At 67.4% G+C, this 21,495-nt stretch carries 15 protein-coding genes; 5 read left to right on the top strand and 10 right to left on the bottom strand.

The genetic code is table 11. From position 1 onward, the window contains the following. The first annotated feature begins 1 nt into the window (after position 1). The 3 genes from F7R19_RS20215 to F7R19_RS20225 are packed head-to-tail and all read left to right on the top strand — an operon-like array spanning position 2 to position 3,630. Complete coding sequence (locus F7R19_RS20215) at positions 2-472, top strand: low molecular weight protein-tyrosine-phosphatase (protein ID WP_282959939.1); 471 nt, start codon at positions 2-4, stop codon at positions 470-472. Then, on the top strand, positions 469-2,712 hold the full coding sequence (locus F7R19_RS20220) for a polysaccharide biosynthesis tyrosine autokinase (RefSeq protein ID WP_061955590.1): 2,244 nt from the start codon (positions 469-471) through the stop codon (positions 2,710-2,712). Before F7R19_RS20215 ends, F7R19_RS20220 begins: the two co-directional genes overlap by 4 nt. Before the next feature lie 54 nt (positions 2,713-2,766). After that, positions 2,767-3,630 carry a glycosyltransferase family 2 protein gene (locus tag F7R19_RS20225; protein ID WP_061955592.1) on the top strand — a complete coding sequence of 288 codons (864 nt, stop codon included), beginning with the start codon at positions 2,767-2,769 and terminating at the stop codon, positions 3,628-3,630. Between the two features lie 113 nt (positions 3,631-3,743). Here F7R19_RS20225 and F7R19_RS20230 read toward each other — a convergent pair whose 3' ends face one another. Genes F7R19_RS20230 through F7R19_RS20240 form a run of 3 tightly spaced genes read right to left on the bottom strand, consistent with a single transcriptional unit; the run spans position 3,744 to position 6,822 of the window. Further along, a complete protein-coding gene (locus F7R19_RS20230) occupies positions 3,744-4,316 on the bottom strand; it encodes an LbetaH domain-containing protein (RefSeq protein ID WP_061955594.1) in 573 nt (190 codons plus the stop codon). 3 nt (positions 4,317-4,319) lie between these two features. Beyond that, on the bottom strand, positions 4,320-5,528 hold the full coding sequence (locus F7R19_RS20235; RefSeq protein WP_150981784.1) for a glycosyltransferase family 4 protein: 1,209 nt from the start codon (positions 5,526-5,528) through the stop codon (positions 4,320-4,322). Then, positions 5,500-6,822, bottom strand: a complete 1,323-nt coding sequence (locus tag F7R19_RS20240) for a lipopolysaccharide biosynthesis protein (RefSeq protein WP_150981785.1) — start codon at positions 6,820-6,822, stop codon at positions 5,500-5,502. The genes F7R19_RS20235 and F7R19_RS20240 overlap by 29 nt, the downstream gene beginning before the upstream one ends. 155 nt (positions 6,823-6,977) lie before the next feature. Between F7R19_RS20240 and F7R19_RS20245 the strand changes: the two genes are divergently transcribed. Further along, complete coding sequence (locus tag F7R19_RS20245; protein WP_211922767.1) at positions 6,978-8,138, top strand: FkbM family methyltransferase; 1,161 nt, start codon at positions 6,978-6,980, stop codon at positions 8,136-8,138. Between the two features lie 15 nt (positions 8,139-8,153). Here F7R19_RS20245 and F7R19_RS20250 read toward each other — a convergent pair whose 3' ends face one another. From F7R19_RS20250 to F7R19_RS20260, 3 genes are all read right to left on the bottom strand, one after another. After that, entirely contained in the window at positions 8,154-10,010 is a 1,857-nt protein-coding gene (locus F7R19_RS20250; RefSeq protein WP_223505994.1) for a serine aminopeptidase domain-containing protein, read from the bottom strand. Positions 10,011-10,220: 210 nt separating this feature from the next. Beyond that, positions 10,221-12,632, bottom strand: coding sequence for a polysaccharide biosynthesis tyrosine autokinase (locus tag F7R19_RS20255; protein WP_150981807.1), 2,412 nt, complete (start codon positions 12,630-12,632; stop codon positions 10,221-10,223). 127 nt (positions 12,633-12,759) lie between these two features. Next, positions 12,760-14,232, bottom strand: coding sequence for a mannose-1-phosphate guanylyltransferase/mannose-6-phosphate isomerase (locus F7R19_RS20260; protein WP_170292623.1), 1,473 nt, complete (start codon positions 14,230-14,232; stop codon positions 12,760-12,762). A 389-nt stretch (positions 14,233-14,621) separates the two neighbouring features. Here F7R19_RS20260 and F7R19_RS20265 point away from each other — a divergent pair, with 389 nt between their 5' ends. Beyond that, on the top strand, positions 14,622-15,674 hold the full coding sequence (locus F7R19_RS20265; RefSeq protein WP_150981788.1) for a DUF1839 family protein: 1,053 nt from the start codon (positions 14,622-14,624) through the stop codon (positions 15,672-15,674). Positions 15,675-15,815: 141 nt separating this feature from the next. On the opposite strand, the gene F7R19_RS20270 is transcribed toward F7R19_RS20265, so the two are convergent. From F7R19_RS20270 to F7R19_RS20285, 4 genes are all read right to left on the bottom strand, one after another. Continuing rightward, positions 15,816-16,544, bottom strand: a complete 729-nt coding sequence (locus tag F7R19_RS20270) for a Crp/Fnr family transcriptional regulator (RefSeq protein WP_061955603.1) — start codon at positions 16,542-16,544, stop codon at positions 15,816-15,818. Positions 16,545-16,954: 410 nt separating this feature from the next. After that, a complete protein-coding gene (locus F7R19_RS20275; protein WP_150981789.1) occupies positions 16,955-19,537 on the bottom strand; it encodes a glycosyl hydrolase 2 galactose-binding domain-containing protein in 2,583 nt (860 codons plus the stop codon). Continuing rightward, on the bottom strand, positions 19,534-20,520 hold the full coding sequence (locus F7R19_RS20280) for a DUF1839 family protein (RefSeq protein ID WP_061955607.1): 987 nt from the start codon (positions 20,518-20,520) through the stop codon (positions 19,534-19,536). The genes F7R19_RS20275 and F7R19_RS20280 overlap by 4 nt, the downstream gene beginning before the upstream one ends. Continuing rightward, entirely contained in the window at positions 20,521-21,489 is a 969-nt protein-coding gene (locus F7R19_RS20285) for an amino acid--[acyl-carrier-protein] ligase (protein ID WP_150981790.1), read from the bottom strand. Between the last annotated feature and the right edge of the window lie 6 nt (positions 21,490-21,495).

Raw genomic sequence — 21,495 nt, forward strand, 5'->3', positions numbered from 1 at the left:
TGTGACGAAAATCCAGACGATCCTGGTGGTGTGCCTGGGCAACCGCTGCCGCAGCCCGATGGCCGCGCTGCTATTGCAACGCGCGCTGCCGGAATGCCACGTCGTATCCGCCGGACTTGAGCCACCGGTGGGCGTGGGCGCGGACCCGCGCGCGGTGCGGCTGTTGTGGCAGGAGGGGCTGGACCTGCGCGGGCATCGTGCGCGCGCCATCGATCATGCACTGGTGCGCCAGGCGGATCTGGTGCTGGTGATGGAAACGGACCAGCGCCTGGCGCTCGAAGCGATGCACGGCTGCGCGCACGGCAAGACGTTTCGGTTGTGCGAATCCATCGACGCAGATGTGCCAGACCCGTACGGCGGATCGCACGGCATGTTTGCGGTGGTGCTTGGCATGATCCGGCACGGGGTCGAAGCATGGACAACACGCGTTCAACAAATCGAGAACGCACGCGGATGCAAGGAGTCATCATGAGCAATATCAGGCAATTCCGGGATCCTTCGGCGGAAATCGAGGAAGGCGGCGAAAAGCCCATCGACCTGACCGCTGTCCTGGACACGCTCGTGCGATATCGCTGGACCTTCATCCTGGTGGCCGGTCTCGTCACGATCCTCGGCATGGTCTATGCCACGCTGAGCAAGCCTGTCTACCGCGCGGACATCGTGGTGCAGGTGGAAGACACCTCCGGCAACGCGGCGGGCACCAAGCTGGCCGCCAGCCTGTCGCCGGTGTTCGACGTCAAGCCCGCGGCTTCGGCCGAAATGGAACTGCTGCGCTCGCGCATGGTGGTCGGCAAGGCGGTGGACCTGCTTCATCTCGATGTCGTGGCCACGCCGCGTTATTTCCCGGTGATCGGCTCGGCGATCGCGGCGCGCGCCAGCAAGTTGTCCACGCCGGGACTGTTCGGCTACGGCGGGTATGCGTGGGGTATCGAATCGATCAAGATGGCCAGCCTGACCGTGCCGCCGGAGCTCGAAGGCGCCGAGATCCGCGTGACCAAGCAGCAGGGCGACACCTTCGAGGTAGCCTTTCCGAAGGAAGACACCGTCGCGCAAGGCAAGGTGGGCGAGCCGCTGGTCATCAACACGCGCGGCGGCGTGGTCAACATGCAGGTGAGCCAGCTGGTGGGCAATCCGGGCGCGATCTACATCGTGCGGCACATCCCGCGCGGCGCCGCCATCGCATCGCTGCAAGGGCGGCTGATGATTGCCGAACGCGGCAAGCAGAGCGGCGTGATCGGCGTGGCGCTGGAAGACAACTCGCCCGTGGCGGCGGCCGGCATCCTCAACGCCATCGCGCAGGAATATGTCGAGCAGAACGTGCATCGCAAGGCGGAGGAAGCGGAGAAATCGCTGCGCTTCCTGGAAAGCCAGATGCCGCAGCTCAAGCAGCAGGTGGAAACGGCGGAATCGCGCTACAACGCGATGCGCAACCAGCGCGGCACCATCGACCTCAGCGAGGAATCGAAGCTGATCCTCTCGCAGTCGGTGGCAATCCAGACCAAGCTGCAGGAACTGCGCCAGAAGCGCGAGGAACTGGCCACGCGCTTTACCCCCAGCCATCCCAGCGTAGGCATCATCGACAGCCAGATCGCCAGCCTGTCCGGCCAGTTGGGCGGCGTGACCAACAAGATCCAGAAGCTGCCCGAAGTCGAACAGAACGTGCTGCGCCTGATGCGCGACGTCAAGGTCAGCACCGAGCTGTACCAGCAACTGCTCAACGACACGCAGGCGCTGAAGCTGACCAAGGCCAGCAAGGTCGGCACTGCGCGCCTGATCGATCCGGCCGACATTCCGCTTGAGCCGGTACGCCCGAACCGGCCGATGATCTCGGCGGTGGCCGCTGTGCTGGGCCTGATCGCCGCGCTGATGACGGTGATGCTGCGCCATGTGCTGGACGGAGGCCTGACCGACGCCGACGAGATCGAGCAGCAGACCGGCCTGACGGTGTACGCCACGGTGCCGTTCAGCTCCGCGCAGGCCCACCTGGCGGCGACGGCCGAGCATCCCACCGCCCTGCTGGCCGTGGAGGAACCCGACGATCCCGCCATCGAAAGCCTGCGCACGTTCCGCACGGCGCTGCAGTTTGCGCTGCTGAACAGCCCCAACCACGTAGTGGTGATCACCGGCCCCGCGCCGGGCGTGGGCAAGTCTTTCGTCAGCCTGAACTTTGCGGCGATCGCGGCCAAGGCTGGCCGCAAGGTGGTTTTGATCGATGCCGACCTGCGGCGCGGCAACCTGAACCACAGCGTCGGCAAGCCGCGCACGCCAGGACTCACGGAGATCCTCACGGGCACGGCGTGGGAACAGGTGGTGCAGCGCGATGTGCAGCCGGGCCTCGACTTCATCGCCACGGGCACCCAGCCGCCGCTGGCCGCCGATCTTCTCGAACATTCGGCGATGGGCGTCCTGCTGGAGGCGCTCAAGCAGCAATACGACCTGATCCTGCTCGATACGCCGCCAGTACTGGCGGCCACCGATGCGACGATCCTTGCCAAGCATGCCGGCGCGGTATTCGCGGTGGCGCGTGCCGACAGCACCACGGCGCGCGAGCTGATCGCCTCGCAGCGCGCGCTCAAGCAGGCCGGCAGCGACATCAAGGGCGTGTTGTTCAACGGCCTGCATGTCGAGGGCCGCTGGTATCGCCCGCACTATCTGTACGGCAAGTATCGGTACATGAGCCAGTACGGTCGTCAGCACGGCAAGCGCGCGTAGTTTCCACTTCCACCAATCTGACACGGGCGCCTGCGTGCGCCCGGGGGAATCATCATGAGCGGCATTTCCGTGCTGGTGCTGACCAAGAACGAACAACAGGACTTGCCCGGTTGCCTGCGCAATGTGGCGTGGTCCGACGATGTGCACGTGTACGACTCGATGAGCACCGACCGCACGCTGGAGATTGCGCAGCAGTTCGGCGCGCACGTGACGCAGCGGCCGTTCGACAACTGGTCCGCGCACCAGAACTGGGGCCTCAGGAACATTCCGTTCAAGCATCGCTGGGTCTACTACACCGATGCCGACGAACGCGCGTCGCCGGAACTGATCGCCGCCATGCAGCAAGCCGTGGCCAATCCGGGCGACCATGTGGCCTTCCGGCTCGCGCGGCGCGATCACTTCATGGGGGGGTGGCTGCGCCACGTCACGCCGTCGCCGTTCAACATCCGCCTGTTCCGGCCCGAACGCATCCGCTATGAACGCCTGTGCAACCCGGTCACGCTGGTCGATGGGCAAACCGGCGACATCGGCGGCATGCTCAATCACTACCCGTTCAGCAAGGGCATTGCGCACTGGTATGACAAGCACAACCGCTACAGCAGCTTCGAAGCCGAGCAGATCCTGCTGAACCGGGCCGAGGGCGCGCAGTTCAGCCTGTGGCGCGCCTTCTTCGAAGGCGATCGCAACGAACGGCGCTTTCACCAGAAAGAGCTGTTCTATCGGCTGCCATGCCGCCCGCTGGTGATGTTCCTGCTGCTGTACGTGCTGCGCGGCGGCTTTCTCGATGGCCGTGCCGGCTTCACGTATTCGATGTTGCGCGCCTTCTACGAATACATGATCGTGCTGAAGGTGCGCGAGCTGGAACGCCCTGCCGTGCGGGAAACCGATGCGCCCGAAGCGCAGGTCGAGATTCCCTGAGCCGCGCTGGGGCCGGATGGCCCGCCGTCCATAACAACCACGAACGCCTGCGCGACGATCATGCCGCGCAGGCGTTTTACGTTGTGTGTGGTGCCTGGTGCCTGGTGCCGCGCCTAGTCGTCGCGCCCTTGCTGGATATTGCGCGCTCGCTTGCCGATGGCGCGCGCCGGCATGCCGCCGTAGACGGTCCATGACGTGGGCAGCGATTTCGTCACCACCGCGCGCGGCGCGATGACCACGCCCTCGGGCAACGCCACGCCCGGCGAGATAAACGCTTCCGCGCACACCCACGCATACGCGCCGACGGTGATCGGGGCGGCGATCAATTGGAAATTGCTGCTGTTGTAGTCGTGCGAGCCCGCGCAGAGATGGGATCCCTGCGACACCACGCAGCGCGCACCCAGATGGATATGCGCCATGTTGTACAGCGTCACGCCATCGGCCACGCCGGCGTAGTCGTCGATCGACAGTTGCCACGGCGCCCAGACCTTCACTGCGGGATAGACATGCACATGGGCACCGATGCGAGCGCCAAACGCGCGCAGCAGGAAGCTGCGCCATGCGTGCAGCGGGCGCGGGCTGGGGCGGAACAACAGCAGCCAGGTCCAGTTCCACACCTGGCGCATGACGCGGTTCTGCAATGTGAACGTGGGACCGACCGATGGGTCGTCTTTGGCAACCAGCATGATTTACGTCTCGCTTGCCGCAAGCGCGCCATCGAGCGCCACTGCGCGCGATCTGCGCCCCGTCAGTTCCTCCATCAACGCCGCCACGCGCCCACCATAGAGCGACCAGCCGCCCAGGCTGCGTACGCGGCGCAACGCCGCGGCGCTCATCATTTCACGACGGTCGGGATCGTCGGCCAGCGCCTGCATGCGGGCCGTCAAGGCATCGACATCGCGGATCGGCACGATGAAGCCCTCTTCGCCATCGACAAACAGATCCTCGCCGCCGGAGTGATGGGTGCCGATCACCGGGCAGCCGCACGCCAGCGCCTGCGCCTGCACCAGTGCCAGGCCCTCTTCCACGCTGGGCAGCACCATCACGTGCGAACGGCTCATGATGTCCTTGAGCCGCGGCTGCGGCACCGCGCCGGTCAGCGTCACGCGGTCCATCGGCAAGCCGCTGCTGCGCAACCAGGCCAGCATCTGCGGCTCGCAGGCGCCGACGATCGTCAGCCGCTTTGCGCGATGCGTCAGCTTCGCGAACGCATGCAGCAGATACGGCACGCCCTTGCGGATATTCACGCCGCCCACGAACAGCACGTCGAACGTTGCCGGATCGGGCTCGGCCACCTTCTGGAAGCGGCTCAGGTTGACGCCGTAGGGAATCAGCCGCAGCTTGCGCTCCGGCACGCCCGCATCGACAAACGAGCGGTAGCTGAAGCTCGACGGCACGGTGATCACGTCGGCAAGCGCGTATTCGTGTTCCTCGCGGGCGATGACGCGCGCATCGGTGCGCTCGCGCGGAATGCCCCACAGGTCGTGTTCCTCGGAGAGGATATCGTCCTGGACGCGGATATGCGAAGAACCGCGGTCGCAGATGTAGGCCGCGCCGCGCGCGTGCGCAATGCGCCCCGCGTCGCCGCCCGACGACGACAAGCCGGCATAGACGTCGCATTCGGGCAGATTGCGCGCCACGTAACGGCAGAACGATTCCAGGTTCCAGTGGCCCAGTTGGCGCATGAACGCCGAATCGTAGCCCCAGCGCGTGCCAAGCTGCACGTATGGCGCGTGCAGCCAGGGAAAGGTGTGGATCGACGCCTGCGGCAGGCCCTCGCCACGCAGCTTGAAGCGCGGGTAGCCGGTGAAGACCGTCAGGTCATGCCCGCGGGCATGCAGTTCTCGCGCCAGGTCGAAGGTATGAAACCTACCGATAGTGGACAGCGCTACTTTCATCAATCTCCTCCGCTTGGTTGTCCCGAGACAGGAATGTGCGGGCCGTGAGCCAGAAGCAAACGCTCATGGCAACCACTTCGCCGGCGATCATCGCCGCGACCAGGCCCATGATCTGGTAATGCGTGCCCAGCACGAACGCCAGCAGCAACGACGATGCGCTGACGAGCAGCGCCGCCACGCCAAGCCGGGCGTGCTGGTTGGTCGCCAGCAGGATCACGCGCGGGATATGCCACAGCCCCGCCAGCGCCGCGTAGCACAGGAACGCCGCCATGATCGATGCGTGAAACGGGATCTGGCCCTTGGTCCAGATCTTCAGCAGCAGCGGCGCGCAGACATAGAGCAGCGCACTGAGCGCGATGGCGCCCGCGCCGCCCAGCAGCGCCGATTGCAGCAGCAGGCGACGCAGGTTGCGATGCTCGCCGCCGCCGAACATGCGGGCAAACTCGGGCCACAGCGCATGGCTCAGCGTCGAAGTGACCTGCACGGCCACGCGCGCCACAGTGCGATAGGTGTTGAACACGGCCACCGCTGCGGGCCCCAGCAGATGCGCGGTGAGCAATGTGAAGCCCTGAAAACTCAGCGCATTGGAGATCGGAAAACTCATGAATGCGATCGACGGCCGGAGCATCGCGCGCACCTCGCGCCAGTCCGCGTCGCGCATGCCCCACGACAAGCCTGCGCCGGTGCGCGTACTGGTGCGGCTGACCCACAGCAGGGTCAGCACGCGCACTGCCAGCATGCCGAGCGCCACTGCCGAGAACGTGCCGGCCAGCAGCAGCCCGGCAATGCCGCCGAGCCATTCGGCCAGGCGCGACGTGACGTTGAGAGACATGCCCAGCGCGTAGCGGCTGGTCGACAGGAACGCCGCACCGGACAGCCCCGCTCCCAGCGACAGCAGCACGCCCGCGAGCAGCGCCGCCAGGGCCACGCGCATGTCGAGGCTGCCGAGCATCGACACCGGCAGCAGCAACGCGGCAGGGATCGCCAGCAGCGCGATCGTGGCGCACGTCAGCAGGATAAACATCTGCGCGCTCTGGAACACACGGTTGGCCCCGTGCATGTCGCCCGCGCCCGCCAGCATGCTCATGCGATTGCCGGCGACGGTCACCATGCCCACATCGGCCATCGACAGATACGACGGAATTGCCGAGATCACCAGCCACGTGCCATACGTCCTGACGTCCCAATGGCTCAGGTAGATCGGCAGCGACACCAGCTGCATGACGATATTGGCCAGCTGGTCGTACGTATTGGCACCGACGCCGGCAATCACGCGCTTGACGATAGGAGTCATCGATCAGTGGTTTCCTGTGCGGTCGGGCGCTGGCATCGGCCCATCCATCGATATGCGAACGCGCGCATGCGGCAAAAATGCGCCGCAGCGCCAATACGTGGCCGCATTCGCGCGTGCGTACCTCAGAGTGTGGATGCGCGCGACGCATCCGTGGCTTGTCCTTATCTGTCCCGTGGACCGTGACCGAAGCTTGCCCCGTGCAGGACACCCAAATCTGTTCGCTCCCCCACACGCTGGTGGCGCGTGCGCCGCTGCGTGCGTTGCTGCACAGAGCCCGCGCCGCGCGCCGTGCCACGCTGCGGTTCTGCGTCGTCGTCCACGCGGCCGACACCAATCACATCCCACTTGCGGAACACCCGAAGGAGCCCGTTGCCATGCGCAAAGACACCATCCCGGCCGGCCCGCCAGCGTCGTACCACTATCGGCAGTCGCCCATCAGCCTGCTGATGGAGGAATGCCGCTTCGCGCTGTTCCGCAAGCTGACGCGGCACAGCCAGAACCTGTTCCTGCGCGGCTCCGACTTGATCTCGGTGGCGCCGCAGGTCACCGGCGTGCATGAGCCGCATATCCGCCGCTTTATCGACCATTGCGCCGACACCGGCTATGGCGATTTCCTGATCGATATCGGTGCCAATATCGGTCTCACGTCATGCCAGTCGGGGCGCAAGTTCCGGCAGGTGCACATGTTCGAGCCAAACCCCGACTGCTTCTCGATCCTGCAGGTCAACACGCGCATTTCGCTGGCTGGTTGCGATTACCACCTGCATCCGTACGGACTCGGCGACGCGGACGAACGCCGCACACTGTTCGTGCCGCGTCACAACTGGGGCGGCGCGTTCGTGCGCGACGCGCACAACAGCTATCCCGACGACGTGCTGGCCGGCAAGGACGGCTTCACGGAAATCGACCCGCGCCGCTATCTGCAGATCGATATCCAGATTGCCGATGCGCGCAAGGCGCTCGGCGCGCTGTTCGACGACCTGCGCCAGGCCGGACTGGTTTCCGGCGTGATCAAGATCGATGTGGAAGGCTACGAACCGGTGGTGATCGACGCGATCGCCCGCAGCCTGCCGGCCGACATCCGCGCGATGATCGTGTTCGAGTGCTGGGACGAGCAGCTAGACCTGGAGCGGCTGCTGGCGCCGCTGGCCAGCCGCGCCTCGCTGTGGAAGATCGGCATGCGCAAGCGCTATGACGACCACTGGCCGCGCCTGCTCAAGCTGGCCGCATTCGCATTGTCGGACGGCCATACCTATGCGCTGTCCGATGTGCAGCCCGGCCACGCCAAGGGCGATCTGGTGCTGGAAATCCACTGAGCCAGCGCCGCGCCGCTAGCCCGCTGCTGCCGCCGCGGCACCGGGCGTGCCGGCCGGCTCGGCAGTCATCGACGTGGCGGCCGCCAGCGTGCCCTGGCGGCGCAGATTCTGCATCACGAAAGCCAGAAAGGTTTCGCGGCTGGGCGCCAGGATCATCGCGTGATCGAGTTGCGCGCAACGATGCGCGCCCACGCACGGCAAATCGTGCAGATGCTGGAATCCCGCGCCAAAGCAGCGGACCGCCAGTTCCAGTCCGTGGTCATCCACGCCATACAGCAGATCGAGATGCACGCCGCGCAGGCTCAGACGCGCCATCGCGTCGCGCGCGAATTCCGCCTCGGCGTCGATCGGCGACGCGGCCGGCTGCGTTGGTGTCAGGCCCGGCGCCGACCGCATGACCAGCCGCCGGGCGCCTCTTGCCAGCACGGCGGCCATTTGCCGCACGGGAATATCGCCGCGCATCAGACGCTTCCAGTTGCGTGCGCTGCGCGCCGCGAACAGATAATCGCGCAGTGTGTCCGCACCGCTGTGCTCGGCTGTGTCGTCCTCGTCGCGCCACAGGAATTTCAGCGCGTTGGCCATCACCACGCCGGTCACATGCGGATTGGCCAGCGCCGCCTGCAGGCTCAGATACGCGCCGGAACACACCCCGGCCATCACGATGTGCGAATGGCCGCGTGCATGGGCCCAGTCGACGGCCGCGCTGACGTCGGCGCGCGGACGCGGCGCATAGGCGCGCGGCACACTCATGTCGCGCGCCGCGCCGGGGCTGTCGCCCAGCGTGGAGACATCGATGCGCAGCGCCGCAAACCCGCGCCGCGCCAACGCGCGCGATAGCAGTACGAACGCGCGTCCATCGCCAACATGATGACTGCCGCCGGTGTTGGGAAAGATCACCAGCGCCGGCGCCGCGCCAGGCGCACTGTCGGCCGGTTCGCACAGCACGCCGAACTGCCGCCCGCCGTCAAACCATAGCGAGTGTTCGACCACGCCATCGACATCATGGCTGGCAATGATTTCAGTCGGCGTCGCGTGCGGCGTGGGCAACGGGGGCGATGCGGGCGATGCGGGCGCCGCGTTCGCGGCGTGCGGCGCGAGCCACCGCACCACCCGCCGCCACGACGCTTCCGGCACGGCGGAGACCTCGGGCGATTTCATCATCAGGCGACTGTCCAGGAAGTCGCATATCTGGACCTGCGCGCCCGCCTGCTCGTAATGCCGGCCCAGCGCGGCCGCCTGCGACATGCTGCCCGGCGTATCGTCGAGCAGCAGCACATGTGGGGCCGGCGTGCCGGGCCGGCGTTCGAGCCGCAATGCGCCAATCTCGCGCATCGTCTCGGGCGCCAGCCGGTATGACAACACTTCAAGACCTTCGTCGTCGGCGGCAGGCTGCGGTGCGCTGCCGCCGTGCTCGGGCACGAAGAACGCGGTAAGCGCGCGCAGTTCGCGCAGGTAGCCGCGGCCGTTGACCACCGGCGCCATCAGCACCAGCGCGTCGGGCGCGTTGTTCTGGCGCGCAGCCATCGCGTCGGCCGCCAGCACGGCCAGCGTGGCGCCGAAGCGCCAGCCGCACAGCACCAGCCGGTCGACATCGACCATGGCGCGCAGGGTCGCGCTGGCGGACACCACGTTCTGCACTGCGCGCGCCACGAAATCCTGCTCGCCACCCGCGCCCGCGGAATCGCCGGTGCCGTAGTAATCGAAGCGCAGCACGGACACGCCGGCCGCGGCGAGATCGTCGGCCAGATGGCGCAGGCCCCGGTGCGCCCACATCGCTTCGTGCAGTTGCGGCGCACACAGCACCACGCCCGTGGTGCTGCCTGGTGCCTCGCCCACGGCTTCATGCAGCCAGCCGGCGCATCCGTCGAACATGACCCGTTTCATCTGTGTGCCCTCTTCTGTCGTGCGACCGCTTGCGGCGGGTTGCGGCGGGAATCTCCCCGGCTTCGTCGTTACGTTCGTCTGCGGCCGAATCCGCATCGCTGCGCGCTGGCCACGTCGATCATCGGTGCCGCGCCCCGGCCGCACGTCGCTCCGGGCACGCAGAAACGGGTACGCTCCGCGGTTAGCGCGGCACGATCCTCAAGCCTTGCCGTGATCGATCGCCGCCGGCCGACGTTCAAGGCGCGGCATGGAAGAAGCGCTCAGCGGCATGCCCAGGTACGGATTCATGTTGACGAAATCGGCCTGGTTGCTGCGTTTTTGCCGCACGCCGTTGAGCACGCCGCCCAGCAGCCGCGCATCGGCGCGCGCCAGCCGCTTGAGCGTTTCGTCCACCTGATCGGGCAGCGTGGTGTCGGCGCGCAGCACCAGCAACGTCGATCCGGCCAGATTGGCGACGAACGTGGCGTCCGCCACGGCCAGCACCGGCGACGTATCGACCAGCACCAGATCGAAGCGCTCGCGGCACATCTGCAGGCAGGCTGTCATGGCCGGGTGCATCAGCAGTTCCGACGGATTGGCCGGAGGAATGCCGGCCGGCAGCACCGACAGGCCATTTACCACGGTGCGTTGCACGGCTTCCGACAACGGCACATGACCGGCCAGCACTTCGGCCAGGCCCACATCGACGGGCAGGTCGAACCAGCTGCCCACCTTGCCGCGCCGCAGGTCGGCATCGATCAGCAGCACGCGCTGCCCGGCCTCGGCAAACAGCACGGCCAGATTGACCGACGCGAACGTCTTGCCCGCGCCTGAGGTGGGACTGGTCACGGCGACGACCTTGTCCGGCGCGGCGCGCAGCGAGAAATGCAAGGCCGCGCGCACGCTGCGCAGCCCTTCCACGGCCATCGAGTGCGGGGCGTTGCGCGCCAGCAGGAACTGGTCGTGCAGCCCCAGCCGCAGCAGACGCTCGGCGCCGTCCAGATCGTCTTCCTTGTGCTCCGCCAGTTCGTCCTGCGTGACCAGCGCATGGCCGGGCTGTTGCGTCAGCAGCCCGGTGACCTGCACCTGCGATAGCGCGGCCTGCGCGCGCGCGTCGACCAGGCGCTCCAGCGCCGCCTGTTCCTGGCTGTAGACCACATCGCCCAGCATCGGCAGCCCCAGCCGCAGTTCGGCATCGCTGACCGTTTCCAGCGCGGGCTTGAAACGCTGACGCGCGCTCACGCAGACCATCGCCAGGCACAGGCCCATCAGCCCGCCCATCGCGGTGGCTGGCCATGGGCCCATGCCCACCGGGCGGATCGGCACCAGCGCGCTGTCGAGCACGCGCACCTGCCCGGTGCGGTCGAGCTGCGCCAGCGACAACTGCTCCACTTTGTTGCGCAGGGTCATGTACATGTCTTCGGCCACCTTGACGTCGCGCGTCAGGCCGACCGACTCGCGCTCGGTGGAGGACAGGTTCTGAAAGCGAGAATCCATGTCGCGCCGTTCGCGGATCAACTGCTGGATCTGGTTGTCGACCGTCTTGACCTCGTTCGCCTCTTCGGTGAAGCGCTGCAGCAGCTTGGTGCGCTCCAGCCGCAGCAGCGCGATCTGGCGCTGGTAATCCATGCTGCCCGACAGGTACGACTGCGCGTCCTGGCTGGGCGCCATGGTGCCGGCCTTCGAGCGATAGCGCGTCAGCGCCGCTTCGGCGCGTTCCAGTTCGGTCTTCACGCGCGGGATTTCTCCGCTCAGGAAGGCGAGCGTGGCGGCGGTATCGTCGCGGCGCTGCGAGGCCTGGCTGCCGATGAACGATTCGGTAATGCCGTTGACCAGCGCCGCCGCAGCGGTGCGATCGGCGGTGCGCCAGGCAATGCTGACGGTGCCCGCATCGCCGGGCTGCATGTCGATGCGCAATGCTGCGGCGACGTTGTCGACAGTCTGCAGCATGTCGTGCCGCGTCAGCACGAAGCGCGTGCCCGGGCGGCCGTCGATGCGCGACACCAGCAGCGATACGCCGTTGGACTGCGCGGTCTGGCCGACTGTGCCCGCCAGCAGCTCGCTGTCGCGGTCGTACAGCCGATAGGCGTTGTCGGCAAGCACTTCCAGCGTCAGCGGCACGTTGATCAGGCGATCGGGCACGGTCATCCTGTCCACCGCAATCTGCTCGCCGCCCCACGCATAGCCAAGCTCCGCGGGCCACGGACCGGCGAGGCGTCCCGGCGTGGCGAAATGCGCGGCCAGCCCGCCCACCAGCGGCGCGCGCAGCGGCTGCGCGGTGATATCGAGACGCAGGCGCTCCACCACCGGCGCCACCACGGTACGGCTGCGCAACATGCCAACGTCGAGCGGCACCGACTGCGCCGCCATCGCGTTCATTGCGTTCGACGCGTTCATCGCCGACGTAGCGCCGCGCGCCGCCGCGCCGCCTTCGCGCGGCTGCAGCACCTGCACCAGCGCGCTGGCTTGATAGACGGCCGGCTGCGACACCGCAATCGCCCATGCCAACGCCGCACCGGCCGCGCCGGTTGCCAGGACCCACCCGGCGTGATCGACGATGGCGCGTCGCGCGCCTCCACTGCTCGCGGCCGGCATCGAAGCCGCCGCGCCTGCTCCACCCGCAAATGCCATCTTGCTCACGACATTCCCCCTGTTGCTCCACCTGCTGCCTGACCCGTTGCTGCCAAAACCATCGGCGATGCGATGGTTCGCGCCGGTGCACCGCCCGTACGCGTTGCCATGGTCTGCGCCATGGCCGCTATTTGCGCCCGTAGTTGTCGTCGAAGCGGACGATATCGTCTTCGCCCAGATACGCGCCCGATTGCACCTCGATGATTTCCAGCGGCGTCTTGCCCGGGTTTTCCAGCCGGTGCAGCGTGCCGATGGGGATGTAGGTGGACTGGTTTTCCGAAAGGATGCTGACGGTGTCGCCGCACGTCACGCGCGCGGTGCCGCGCACCACTACCCAGTGTTCCGCGCGGTGATAGTGCATCTGCAAGGACAGGCTCGCGCCCGGTTCCACCACGATGCGTTTCACCTGGAAACGCTCGCCGTGGTCGATCGAGTCATAGCAGCCCCAGGGCCGCCGCACCTTGCGATGGTTGACCACCTCGGCGCCGTGTTCCATGCGCAGCCGCTGCACCACGTTCTTGACGTCCTGCACGTGCGCCTTGTCGACCACCAGTACGGCGTCGGCGGTTTCCACCACCACCACGTCGTGCACGCCCACGCACGCAATCAGCCGCCCTTCCGAATGGGCCAGGCACGACGACGCGCCATCGAACAGCACGCGACCGCGCGCGGCGTTGCCAAAGGCGTCCTTCGGCGCGATATCCCAGATCGCCGCCCACGACCCCACATCCGACCAGCCGGCGTCGACCGGCACCAGCATGCCGTGCACGTCGGGCAGCGCGTCGAGCTGTTCCATCACCGCGTAGTCGATCGAATCGGACGGGCACGCCTCGAAGGCGGCCTTGTCCAGGCTCAGCACCCCGCCCTTGCCGGCGGGCTCGGCATTTTCGTAGGCGGCGCGGCACTGGCGATACATGTCCGGTTGCAACTGGCTCAGCGCCTGCAGCCAGACCGAGGCGCGCACCACGTAGACGCCGCTGTTCCACCAGTAGTCGCCCGATGCCACGTAATGGCGGGCCAGTTCCAGATGCGGCTTCTCGACGAAGCGTTCGAGCGGCAGCGCGCCGTCGGCGCCGGCCTTGCCGCTGCGGATATAGCCAAACCCGGTTTCGGGCGCGCACGGCCGCACGCCCAGCGTGACGATGGCGCCGCGGTCGGCATGCTGCACGGCCACTGCCAGCGCGGCGCGGAACGCGTCCGGATCCATCACGGCGTGATCCGCCGGGGTCGCCACCAGTACGGCGTCGCCATGATCGCCCGCATGGGCCAGCGCGTGCAGTGCGGCCACGGTCAGCGCCGGGGCGGTATTGCGTCCGCATGGCTCGGTCACGATGCGCGCGGGCTTGCCGCAGCGATTCATCATGTCGGCGATCATGAAACGGTGTTCGTCGCCGCACACCACGATCTGCGGCGCCTCCACGCCTGCGCTGCGTCCTGCCAGCACCGCCATGCCGTCGAGCCGGCGCGCGGTGGCTTCGAGCAACGTGTCCTCGGCCACCAGATTGAGCAGCTGCTTGGGAAACTGTTCGCGCGACAACGGCCACAGCCGCGTGCCGGCGCCGCCCGCCAGGATCACGGGCTGGATCAACGCCTGGGGCATGGCGGCAGCGCCCGCGCCTGCATCCGCCACGTCGATCACGGTGTGGATGGCGGCGGGCGAACGCGGTGTCCCGGTTGGATTTCTCATCATGCCTCCTGCTCGTTCCTGCGTACGGGATTGCGGCCGTTCGTACCTTGCGCGGCGCGCGGCGCGAACGCCCGCGCGCGCTCCTCGGCCAGAGAGAGTGGGCCCAGTGTAGGAATGCGCAGTGCCAGACCTCTGTTCGATTCCGCACACGCTTGGGCGGGCGCGGCGCCCTGGCGCACGCGCCGGCTTTGTTGGACACCGTACCGATTGGCGCGCGCGCCTGGGCTCCAATGCAGATGGCCGCGCACGCGCCTGGCCGACCGGCGCAGGGCCGGTTGCGATCCGAACCCGGAGGACAAGAGATGGAGCACAGCACAGCGCATGCCGTGGCGGACACGCCATTCGATCCGTCTGCTTCGCCTGATCCGCAGGCGGCCCGCCCCGTCGTCGCGCCGCCCCGGCTGCTGCACGGCGATACGGCGATCTGGCAGGAAACCAACTGCTACATGGATCTGTGGATCGAACTGCTCTATGGCTGGCATCTCGATCCGCGCGCTGCGCTGCCCTTCACCGTCGCGCAGGATTACGAAGGCGATCACTTCACGTTCTTCAAGTATCCGCAGGCCGATCTGGAACTGCTGTACGGCACCGTGGTGCAGGAAACGGCGGTCTACGACACACTCGAAGCCCATATCGCCGAACAGGTGCAGCGCGGCCACGCCATGCTGGTTGAGGTGGACAGCTACTACCTGCCCGACACGCGCGCCACGGCCTATCGCACCGGCCACGTCAAGACCACCATCGCCATCGACGCGATCGAACCCGCCGCGCAGCGGCTGTCCTACTTTCATAGCCTGGGCCACTACACGGTGGACGGTGACGATTACCGCGGCCTGATGCGGATCACGCCGGAGCTGAGCGGCAACGGCAATATCCTGTTTCCGTACGCCGAGTGTGCCAAGCGCGTGCGGCCCGCGCTGCAGGGGCGCGCACTGGCCAATGCCGTGGCGCAACTGATGCGCCGCCATCTCGGGCGGCGTCCGGCACGCAATCCGGTGTCGCGCTGGCGCACCGAATTCCCGGCGCAGGTCGACACCATCCTCGCGCGCGGCGATGCGTACTTCCACCACTACGGCTTTAACCTGCCGCGCCAGCTGGGCGCCAATTTCGAGATGCTTCAGCACTGCCTGAACTGGCTGGGCGAACACGGCTATCCGGTGCCGACCGCCGTGAGCGGCGCGGCCGAGGCCATCGCAGCCGAATGCAAGGTGCTGCAGTTCCGCCTGGCGCGCGCCGTGGCGCGGCGCCGTGCCGATGCATGCAGCGAATGCCTCGACAATCTGGAGTCCGCCTACGACACCGCCATCAGCGGCCTGGTGTCCTCTTTCGGCACGATCGATCCTGCCCATGCCTGAGCGCCGTGCCCGCTGCTGAAGCGCGCAGCGCGCGGCGCGCGGCGGCCGGCGCGCACGCATCAACGAAAACGCCTCTCGCGTCGCGCCACCGTCAGGCGGCGCGATGCGAGAGGCGTCTGCCATCGTGCGCGCGATGGCCGCTCAGGCGTGCGCCAGCGCCAGCGCCGGCAACAGGCGATCGTACTCGCGCTTGACCAGCTTGTAGCACTCGCACGAATGCTTCTCGAGCCCGCAGCGGTCCAGTACAGTGATATGGCCGCGGCTGTGGTGGATCAGTCCCAGGTCCTCCAGCTTGCCGGCCGCTTCGGTCACGCCTTCGCGCCGCACGCCCAGCATGTTGGCGATTACCTGCTGCGTGATCACGAGTTCGTTGCTGCTCATGCGGTCGATCGCCAGCAGCAGCCAGCGGCACAGTTGCTTGTTAAGCGAATGATGGCGATTGCAGGCGGCGGTCTGCGCGATCTGCGTGAGCACGGCCTGCACATAGAGCAGTGTCACGCGCTGCAGTGCCGGCAGCTGGGCCAGTTCGCCACGCAGCACACGCGCCGGAATGCGGTACGCAAAGCCGGGGCTGCGCACTTCCACACGGCTGGGCATGGTGTCGCCGCCCGTCACCACGGGAATGCCAACCAGGCCTTCGTTGCCGACGGCCGCAAATTCCACCGTGGCGCCGTCCTCCAACAGCGACAGCAGCGACACCACCGAGGTGGTGGGGAAATACACATGGACGATGCGCTGGCCGGAATCGGTCAGCAGCTCCCCTGCACGCAGGCGGACCAGTTCGAAGTGGCGCGACAGGGCGTCCCATTCATGACGCGGCAGTGCGCTGAGCAGATGATTGACATGCAAGTCCGACCGATGCGTGATCATGTTTTTCTCTCCTTACGACCCAGGAGCGACCATCGGTGTGCGCGCCAGCAGACAACGCCCGCATGGCGTGTGACCCGACTTCGCCGCCCCACCCATTGCAGATGTTGGCGAATGCCTGACAGCCTTGCGGCCGTCACCCGTGAAACTCACCGACGCCAGGCTTGCTTCGGCCCGCTGCGGTTTTGTCTTTCGTTGTTGACTGTATTAAGTGCCATGCAGAACAGAATCGACACTAGGCAGACGGATAGGTCGGGCCGTCATGCTTTGGTAGGTTGGATGGAGGGCAAACGGACGAGAAGCGCGCGCCGCGGCGGAGGTGGGGATACTGGCCGGGTGGCGGAGGGAAATGTGCGGCGCCGCGCCAGGGGCGGCCTGGCGGGCGGTGCGACAAAGGTTGGAGAAGGATGAGATCAGGCGTCGTAAGCGAGCGGGCGATCCGCGTTCAACGCGGCGATCTCGCCCGAAGGGATGGCGCCGGCGCCGGCCATGCCGGCCGTATCGTGCATCAGGCGGATGCGCCGCGATTCGCCCGGGCCGAGGTGGAACCAGTCGGTCTCCGGCAGATAGGCGTGGTCGTCGATATGCACCCAGCGCGCAAAGCGCTGCGCCCTGACGGTCAGCCACCAGACGCCGTCTTCGCACGCCACGCTGGCGCGCAGGCCCGGGTCGCGCAGCGCGCTGGCGCGCCGGTCGGGCAGGAAGACGGACTGGCTGAGCAACCGGTTGCCTGGCGCTGGCGGCTCGCCTGGCGCCGCGTCATCGGGCGCATCGTCGTGCAGCGTGGCTATCACCACGTCGTGCGCGGGGGGCCCGAAGCGGTACGCGTAGGTGAAATCGAAAAAATGGTCGAGCAGGGCCGCTGCCTCCAGCCGGCGCGATTCGCGCGACGCGAGCGTCAGCGTCCGCGTGGCCTGCGCCGCCGTGAATTCGCCATCGCGCAGGCAACGCAGCGTCAAGCGCACGGTGCGCGGCGCGGCGGTCTCGTTGATCAGATGGATGTGCAGCCCGTTCAGGCCCTCATCCGTCAGGATGACCTGCAACGGCTGCCAGATCTGCCGCAACGCATGCCACGCCGATTTCGGCCGCGCGCGCGCATCGACGATGCCCCAACCCGGGCCCGGCAACAGGTCCTGCAACTGCCACACCAGGCCGCCCTGGCAGGTGGAGCCGGTGCGACGCCACTCGCCGAACACCTCGGTCATGATTTCTGCCACCACTGCGCGCGACAGCGCCAGATAGCGCGCGGGGCGCTCGTAGCGCAGGCGCGGCGGATCGACGTCATAGAGCGCGCGCAGATAGAAGTCGCGGATGTCCTCGAAATCCCACGACGACCCGGCGTCGCGCGGCACGCGCGCCTTCCAGCGCGGATCGTGCAGCGGCTGCGAAAGCCCGGCCTCGGCGAGCGTGCGCGTGCACGGCACGTTGGCAAACGCCAGGCATTCCGACGTGAAACGCACGTTGGCCAGCCGCGCGTCGGCAAGGGGGCGCTGATAGGCGCCCACGCCGTAGTAGTGCGACACGCCAGTATTGGGCTGGAACGGCCATGCGCCTTCGCTTGGCGAGTTGCGCACGTAGACCACGTCGGGGCGATGCGTGCTGACGAGTGCGGGAATCAGGGTATCGAACAGCGGTTGGCGCCACGCGTCGCGCGGCGCGCCCATCATTGCCGCCTGCTGCTCGGCTTCGCTGCCGCCGCACAGTACGGCCAGGCTCGGATGCGCGCGCGTCGATGTCAGCCATTGCGATACTTCGCGTCGCGCATCGTCCGCAAACGCGCTGCCCAGGCTCGATTCGCCGCCATAGTCGAAGTTGGCGAACATGAAGTCCTGCCACACCATCAGGCCCAGTTCGTCGCACTGGCGATAGAACGCCTCGCCCGGATAGCAGGTGACACCGCTCACGCGGACCATATTGGCGCCGGCATCGCGCGCGAGCCGCAGCCAGCGCGCCACGGCTTCATCAGTATCGGCCAGACCGGGCAGATCGTGGCTCGACACGCAGGCGCCGCGGCAGAACACGCGCTCGCCGTTCACGCGCAACGCGAACGCGCCCGCGTCCCCGTCGCGGTCCTCGACAATCGTGCGAAATCCCACGCGTCCGCAGGCCATCACATGTCCGCCCACGCTGGCGTCGATGCGATACAGCGCCGCGTCGCCATGGGTGTGCGGCCACCAGCGCTGCGCGTCACTTACGCGCAGGGTGCCGGAAAGCGTATGCGCATCGATGCGCCGCAGGTCGCCATGCCACACGGCGTGGTCCGGACCGATCGCCGAAAACGCGCCATGCGCAGGCGCCTCGCCGGGAAAATGCAGCTGCAGCGCCACCACGCCGTCCGCGCCCTCGATCTGGCTGGACAACTCGGCGCGCACGCCGTGCGTGGGATCGCTGCCGGCCGGATCGAGCAATTCGATGTCGCGCCACGGCCCCACCGCGTGTACGGGCGGACACCAGCCCGGCATATGCCCGAGCAGCGTGGTGCGCACCGCGCGCAAGGTGGGCGGCTGGATCATGCGCGGCTTCCATCGCACCGGGCCGCGCTGCGTGCGCAGCCACGGATGCATGGCGCGGAAGCACAGGTGCAGCACGTTGTCGGCGCCGGCCAGTTCCACCTCTACCTGGTGCGCGGCGAACATGTGGTGCGTGGTCAGCACGTTCACGCCGTTGAGCCAGACCTCGGCGATGGTGGCCAGGCCATTGAACCGCAGCAGCCGTCGCCCGCTGCCGGAAAAATGCAGCCGATACCAGTAGTCATGCTGGTGCAGCGGCGGCGGCGCGGCGTCGTCCCAGCGCTTGGCCGCGCGCAGCGCCGCGGCCACGGTGCCGGGCACGATGGCGGGCAGCCAATGGCCGGTATCGGACAGCTCACCCGGATGCGCCGCCGCGTTGGCAAACGTTTCCAGCAGGGTCCAGTCGCCTTCGAGCCGCGACGGACCGACGGCCACGCCGGGCCGCAGGATTGGCAGCAAGGCTGGTGCGGGGTCGCGCGCGGTCATGTCACGGTCTCTCCGAAGTGGGCGGCCAGCGCGGGCACCGTGCCCACGTAGGCCATTTCCAACTGCTCCAGGCAGTCTTCGCAGGTGTCGGTCTTGCGGCTGATCACCGCGCGCATCAGGCGGAACTGCATCACCATGGCTTCGGACGCCATCGTGTAGCACGCCTCGGCGACCGAATCGGGCAGCGTCTGGCCGTTCATGACCAGCCAGCGCACGTAGCGGCCCAGCAGTTCGAAATTGGCGCCCAGCTGGCGCAGCAAGCTGGCCGCGTAGATCTGGAAGTTCGGCTCGCCGCGCGCCATCAGTTGTTCGAGGTGCGCGGGAAACGCCGCGCGGAACGCCGTGATCGGGTTCTCGCGCGGGCGCCGCGCCAGATGGCCGCGCAGCAGCTCCAACGAGGTGCGCAACAGGCCGTCGCCGCTCTGCGCGGCAAAGCGCCGGCGCACTACTTCGGCCTGCGGAAAAGTCGCCACGCCCCACATGGTTTCGTGGCCCGGCGTGCGGAAGATCGCCAGGTAGTCGTCGCCGCTGGCGGTGTGATAGCCGTCGTGGTGGTAATAGCCCACCGCCGTGGCTTCCGGCACCAGCACGTCGATGGCGATGCAGGCGCGCGCATGCTGGCGGCGATAGGTGCCGGCCGGCTGCGGCAACTGGTAGTTGTCCACCTCGAGCAGCACCGCGTTGCCGCGGTTGGTCTGCGCGGCAACGTGGGCTTCGAGCCTGCCGTAGGTCGACAGTTCGTCGCGCACGATGCCATACAGCCGCTCCAGGTCCGCGGGCGGGATGTTCGACGACGTGAACTGGTCGCCCTCGAAATCGAGCGTGACGGTGAAAGGCAGTGCCGCGATAGGTTCGAAATCCCATCCATGTAACAACTCGACCCACAGGTCGATATGGCGATTGGCATGCGACCACACCGGGTTGCCCCCGTGCAGCGCGTGCGCACCGCCGCGCGTGCGTACCGCCTTGCCGTCACCGTACATTTACACGACTCCCAGCGTCTCGCGCACCGGTTGCGGCCACTTGGCCGGGTCCAGTCCGTGGTGCTTGAGCAGCGCCAGGACCAGCCGTTCGATGCCGAATCCCACGCAACCGGTGTGCGCCGTGCCGCCGTCGGCCAGGCCGATGTGCCACAGCGCGCCAAAATGATCCATGTGGTAGTTGAAGCTCATGCACGCGGTGGGCGGCGCGCCGTCGTTCACGGGGATCAGCAGTTCGAACTTGAGCTTCAGCTCGCGCTGGCTGTCCGCCACGATCTTGCCGCCGCGCCCGAAGAACGGGTCGTTGGCGACATCCACCTGCACCGGCAATTGCAGCGACTCGGCCAGCGCCTGCCCGCGTTCCATCCACAGCTGGCGGAACGCGACGATGCGCTCGGGCGATCCCAGGCACACGTATTCACGCTGGCGGAACAGCTGCATGCGCGTGGGCTCCAGCGAGGGCTCGTGCCGGTAGCAATACGACAGCACGTCGACCACCTTGCCGTGCGGCGGCAGCGGGCCGCGCCGTGCCACCACGGGATAGATCGGATAGCACGCGGCGGGCGTCAGCACCACGCCGGTGGGTTCCTGCTGGTCGGTCCAGTCCTGCTTGTCCTCGAGCCGCGCCAGCAGGCGCCGATGGCCGCGGTCGTCGCCGCAGAAGCTGTGGATCGTGCCGGCCAGGTTTGGAAAGCTCTTCAGGTATTCGCTGGTCTCGAAATCGTGCTGGCCCATGGCGGGCGGAAAGCGCAGGACTTCGGCCTGCTGGTCGGCGCCGATCCGCGTGATCGCGGCATTCAGCCCGTCGGCGAGGCCTTCGAACACGGCGCTGCGGCCGTACAGGCCCTGCACACCGGTGTCGATCAGCAGGCCCGCGGCCAGCAGTTTCTCCAGATACGTCGGCGACGCCGCGGCGGCCGATTCAGCCGCGCCGCCTCCCTGGGCCGCATCGGTCAATGCATGGGCGTCCATCGATGG

Source organism: Cupriavidus pauculus (genome assembly GCF_008801835.1).
In the GTDB taxonomy this organism is placed as follows: Bacteria; Pseudomonadota; Gammaproteobacteria; order Burkholderiales; family Burkholderiaceae; genus Cupriavidus; species Cupriavidus pauculus.